At 71.9% G+C, this 3,862-nt stretch carries 6 protein-coding genes; all 6 read right to left on the bottom strand.

What is annotated here, in order from left to right; genetic code table 11:
- Nucleotides 1-761: DUF6779 domain-containing protein (locus Q2100_RS25505; protein ID WP_328518138.1), on the bottom strand; the 761-nt coding region annotated here is incomplete at its 3' end.
- A 76-nt stretch (nucleotides 762-837) separates the two neighbouring features.
- Nucleotides 838-1,317: a DUF3180 domain-containing protein gene (locus Q2100_RS25500; RefSeq protein WP_302916303.1), complete on the bottom strand. Its 480-nt coding sequence runs from the start codon at nucleotides 1,315-1,317 to the stop codon at nucleotides 838-840.
- Nucleotides 1,317-1,841 carry a 2-amino-4-hydroxy-6-hydroxymethyldihydropteridine diphosphokinase gene (folK, locus tag Q2100_RS25495; protein WP_302916302.1) on the bottom strand — a complete coding sequence of 175 codons (525 nt, stop codon included), beginning with the start codon at nucleotides 1,839-1,841 and terminating at the stop codon, nucleotides 1,317-1,319. Before folK ends, Q2100_RS25500 begins: the two co-directional genes overlap by 1 nt.
- Nucleotides 1,838-2,212 carry a dihydroneopterin aldolase gene (gene folB, locus Q2100_RS25490; RefSeq protein ID WP_302916301.1) on the bottom strand — a complete coding sequence of 125 codons (375 nt, stop codon included), beginning with the start codon at nucleotides 2,210-2,212 and terminating at the stop codon, nucleotides 1,838-1,840. The genes folK and folB overlap by 4 nt, the downstream gene beginning before the upstream one ends.
- Nucleotides 2,205-3,008 carry a dihydropteroate synthase gene (gene folP, locus Q2100_RS25485; RefSeq protein ID WP_302916304.1) on the bottom strand — a complete coding sequence of 268 codons (804 nt, stop codon included), beginning with the start codon at nucleotides 3,006-3,008 and terminating at the stop codon, nucleotides 2,205-2,207. The genes folB and folP overlap by 8 nt, the downstream gene beginning before the upstream one ends.
- 50 nt (nucleotides 3,009-3,058) lie before the next feature.
- Nucleotides 3,059-3,661 (bottom strand): GTP cyclohydrolase I FolE, encoded by a 603-nt coding sequence (gene folE / locus Q2100_RS25480; protein ID WP_302916300.1) that lies wholly within the window; start codon nucleotides 3,659-3,661, stop codon nucleotides 3,059-3,061.
- Nucleotides 3,662-3,862: the final 201 nt, after the last annotated feature.

The raw sequence follows: 3,862 nt of genomic DNA, 5'->3' as shown, positions 1-3,862 counted from the left end.
GGGGGCGGCGGCGGTGGCATCCCCTCGGCGCGACGACGCGGTCCACGGGTCTCGTCCGGCCGATGACGGCGGCCGTTGACCGACTCGGTCTCCGAGGGCCGACGGTGCGCGCCTCCTGGCGGCGGTGGTGCCCAGTCCGGCTCAGGCGGCTGCGGCTCGGCCGGCACGTCGATGATCGGGCTCTCCTCGGTGCGCGGGTCGCGGTCGTCGGCGTCGTCGTCGAAGGAGAGCGGGAAGTCGGAGACCCGCCCGGTGGTCTCCGAATCGCGGGCCCAGTCCGCGAAGGCGCGCACCGTGGTGCGCTCACCCTCGATCGCGGGCCGGTGGTTGAGGTCGGTGTCGAACAGGATCTCCAGATTGGTCCGCAGCGCCGCCAGTTCGGCGCGCAGCGCGGCGACCTCGTCGGCGGACTGCGCGCGCAGCTCCGACGCGAGTTCACGGCGCAGCTGCGTCTCGACTGTCAGCTCGTATTCGCGGCGTGCCGAGATCTCCCGATCCAGCTGCAGGTCGTAGACGAGTTTGAGGTCACGGGCCTTCGCCTGGTCGGCGTCGCTCTGCCTGCGGTAGATGACCGAGACGAATGCGGCCGCGACGGCCGCCCAGAGCGCGAGGATCACGGCGAGCTTCAGCAGTTCCACCCGATTGGTGAAAACCAGCGCCGAACTCGCCAGAATGGCGAGCACCAGCAACACCGTCAACAGCACCCACCCCGGCCTGCGGCCGCCGCGCCGGGTGCGCGCGCCGCGGGACAGAACGGTCATGGGGCGACTGTACCCGCCACAGGTCACTCAGCGTGTCGACCATCCGGCGATTCGGCGCGTCGTCGCGGGCGTGATGTCAGCCGGAGGCGTTGTCGCCGTTGTCCGGCGGCTCCAGCGGGGACCTGCAGCAATGCTGCAGCCACAATCCGGCGACGGCGAGTGCCAGCGCGCTCACCGCGGCGACCACGATTCCTGCCGTGTCGTCGTCCGCCGCCTGCAGCGCCCCGCGCTGCGGGAGCACCTGCACCAGCACGCCGAGCCACCAGCCCGTGACCAGCGCTCCCACCCAGGCCGACGCCTTGGCGATGGTCACCGAGCGGGCGACGGCCAGCGGGTGCAGCCGTCCGGCACCGTCGCCGATCTCGTTTTCCCTGATCTTGGCCCGCACATAGAAGGCCCACCCCCCGACGGCGATCGCCACAGCGAGCAACGACAGCCCGCTCCACACGGTGACCGGAGGGAAGGATCGGGGATACCCGACTGCGGCGGCGAGGTAACCGGCCACGGCTGCGGCCACCGCGGCGAGCGCCAGGTCCCGCAGCCTGGTCGGCCCCATCAGGCGGTACCGGTGCGCAGCACGAACTCCGTCAGCGCCACCCCGTCGCGCTCGGCCGGGTCGATCTCCGCAAGCAGCCGCGCCACCGGCCGCTTCTCGCCCGACACCGTCAGCGTCGCCTCCGAATCCACCGCCAGCCAGGGGATCAGCACGAACGCCCGCAGATGCGCCAGCGGATGCGGCAGCGTCAGCCCGTCGTCGCGCGACGTCACCTCGGTGTCGCCGTCGTGGCAGGTGACCAGGTCCACGTCGAGGGTGCGCGGCCCCCAGCGCTGACCGCGGACGCGGCCTGCGGCCTCTTCGAGCTGCTGGCCGCGGCGCAGCCAACCGTGGCCGTCGAGGGCGGGGTCGTCGGCGACCAGCACCGCGTTGAGGAACGGCCCCTGCTCGACACCGCCCCACGCCTCGGTCTCGTACACCGGCGACACCGCGCGGACCGCGTCGCCGAGGCCGTCGACCACCGACTGCAGCCGCCCGAGCCGGTCGCCGAGATTCGACCCGATCGACAAGACGACACGAGTCATGCCCGTCCCGCCCGCCGCGACCGCCTGGCCACCACCGCCACGTCGCCGAACGTCAGCGGGATCGGCGCCGACGGCTTGTGCACCACCACCTCGACGGCATGGATGCGCTCGTCGGCCATCACGTCGTCGGCGATCTCGGCGGCCACCGTCTCGATCAGGTTGCGCGGCGGCCCGGAGACGATGTCGGCGGCGCGCTGTGCCAGGCCGCCGTAGTCCAGGGTGTCGGCGAGGTCGTCGCTCGCCGCGGCGGCCGCCAGGTCCATCCAGACGGTGATGTCGACCACGAAGTCCTGGCCGTCCTGCCGTTCATGGTCGTACACACCGTGGTTACCGCGAATAGTCAAGCCGCGCAGTTCGATTCGATCAGTCATCCCGCTCCGTCCAGGCCTGCAGCACCTTCAACGCATCGACCGAGGCACGCACGTCGTGCACCCGTACCCCCCACGCGCCGTGCAGCCCGGCCAGTGCGGACACCACGGCGGTGGCGGTCTCCCGCCCGTCCGGCGGTCGCGGTTCCCCGTCGGCGCCGGCCAACAGGGTGCCCAGGAAACGCTTGCGCGACGCGCCGACCAGCACCGGGATCCCGGTCGCGACGAACTCGGGCAGCGCGCGCAGCAGCGCCCAATTGTGTTGCGCGGTCTTGGCGAACCCGAGGCCGGGGTCGATGACCAGCTTCGCGGGATCCACCCCGGCGGCGACGGCGGCGTCGACGGCGGCGAGCAGCTCGGCGCGGACCGCGGCGACCACGTCGCCGTACGGCGGCACCTCGTGTGGCCGCTCCGCGTGCACCGACCGCCAGTGCATCAACACCCACGGCACCCCGGCCTGCGCGATCAGCGGCGCCATGTCCGGGTCGGCCCGGCCGCCGGACACGTCGTTGACGATCCGCGCTCCGTGCTCCAGCGCGAGCTCGGCCACCTTCGCGTGCATGGTGTCGATGCTGACCGTGATGCCCTGGGCGACAAGGCCGTCGATCACCGGCAGTACCCGGCCGGCCTCGACCTCCGGGTCGACACGGGTGGCGCCCGGGCGGGTCGACTCACCCCCGACGTCGACGATCGCCGCACCCTCGGCGGCCAGCGCCAACCCGTGCTCGACGGCCCGCTCGCGGTCGAGGAACAGGCCGCCGTCGGAGAAGGAGTCGTCGGTGACGTTGACGACGCCCATCACCTGTACGTGCGTCCCGCCGGTGACCGGGACCGGAAGGCCGGGTGAACTCACTTGCGCAGGATGAGATCCAGCGCCTCGGCGCGAGATGCCTTGTCGGTCTTGAACTGTCCGCGCACCGCCGAGGTGGTGGTGACGGCGCCGGGCTTGCGGATGCCGCGCATCGCCATGCAGAGGTGTTCGGCCTCGATCACCACGATGGCGCCGCGCGGGTCGAGCTTGCGCATCAGGGCGTCGGCGATCTGGGTGGTGAGCCGTTCCTGTACCTGCGGCCGCTTGGCGTACAGGTCGACGACGCGGGCCAGTTTCGACAGCCCGGTCACCCGGCCGTCCTCACCGGGGATGTAACCGACGTGGGCCACCCCGTGGAAGGCGACCAGGTGGTGCTCGCATGTCGAGTACATCGGAATGTCCTTGACCAGCACCATCTCGTCGTGCTGCTCGTCGAACGTGGTGTTCAGCACGTCGTCGGGGTTGGTGTGCAATCCGGCGAACATCTCCCGGTACGCGCGCGCCACCCGCGCCGGGGTGTCGGCCAGGCCGTGCCGGTCGGGGTCCTCCCCGATAGCGATCAGCAGTTCCCGGACCGCGGCTACGGCGCGCTCCTCATCGAATTCGACGCCGGTGGCCGTCGAGTTGTGCGACCGCGTCATCGGGGCCTCCCGTTGTGAAGTTGTCGTCAGTTCTGGGTCGGTGGATTGGGCCGGCCGGCGTCACGCGCCTGCTGATCCTCGGGGCCACTCGCCTGTGGGCCGGCCTGCCCGGGCGGCGGGTAGTTCGGGTACGGCGGCGGGTATGCCGGCGGATAGGCCTCCGGCCAGCCCGACGGGTGGGGCGGCGGCGGATACCAGTGG

Source organism: Mycolicibacterium arseniciresistens (genome assembly GCF_030519285.1).
Classification (GTDB): Bacteria; Actinomycetota; Actinomycetes; order Mycobacteriales; family Mycobacteriaceae; genus Mycobacterium; species Mycobacterium arseniciresistens.
Note: the sequence above shows the minus strand (reverse complement) of the source record. Positions and strands in the feature narration are given on the sequence as shown.

What these genes read in the sequence shown, in the direction of transcription:
- folB (WP_302916301.1), bottom strand. Translation starts at nt 2,212, where the DNA reads ATGACTGATCGAATCGAACTGCGCGGCTTGACTATTCGCGGTAACCAC.
- folK (WP_302916302.1), bottom strand. Translation starts at nt 1,841, where the DNA reads ATGACTCGTGTCGTCTTGTCGATCGGGTCGAATCTCGGCGACCGGCTC.
- folE (WP_302916300.1), bottom strand. Translation starts at nt 3,661, where the DNA reads ATGACGCGGTCGCACAACTCGACGGCCACCGGCGTCGAATTCGATGAG.
- Q2100_RS25500 (WP_302916303.1), bottom strand. Translation starts at nt 1,317, where the DNA reads ATGGGGCCGACCAGGCTGCGGGACCTGGCGCTCGCCGCGGTGGCCGCA.
- folP (WP_302916304.1), bottom strand. Translation starts at nt 3,008, where the DNA reads ATGGGCGTCGTCAACGTCACCGACGACTCCTTCTCCGACGGCGGCCTG.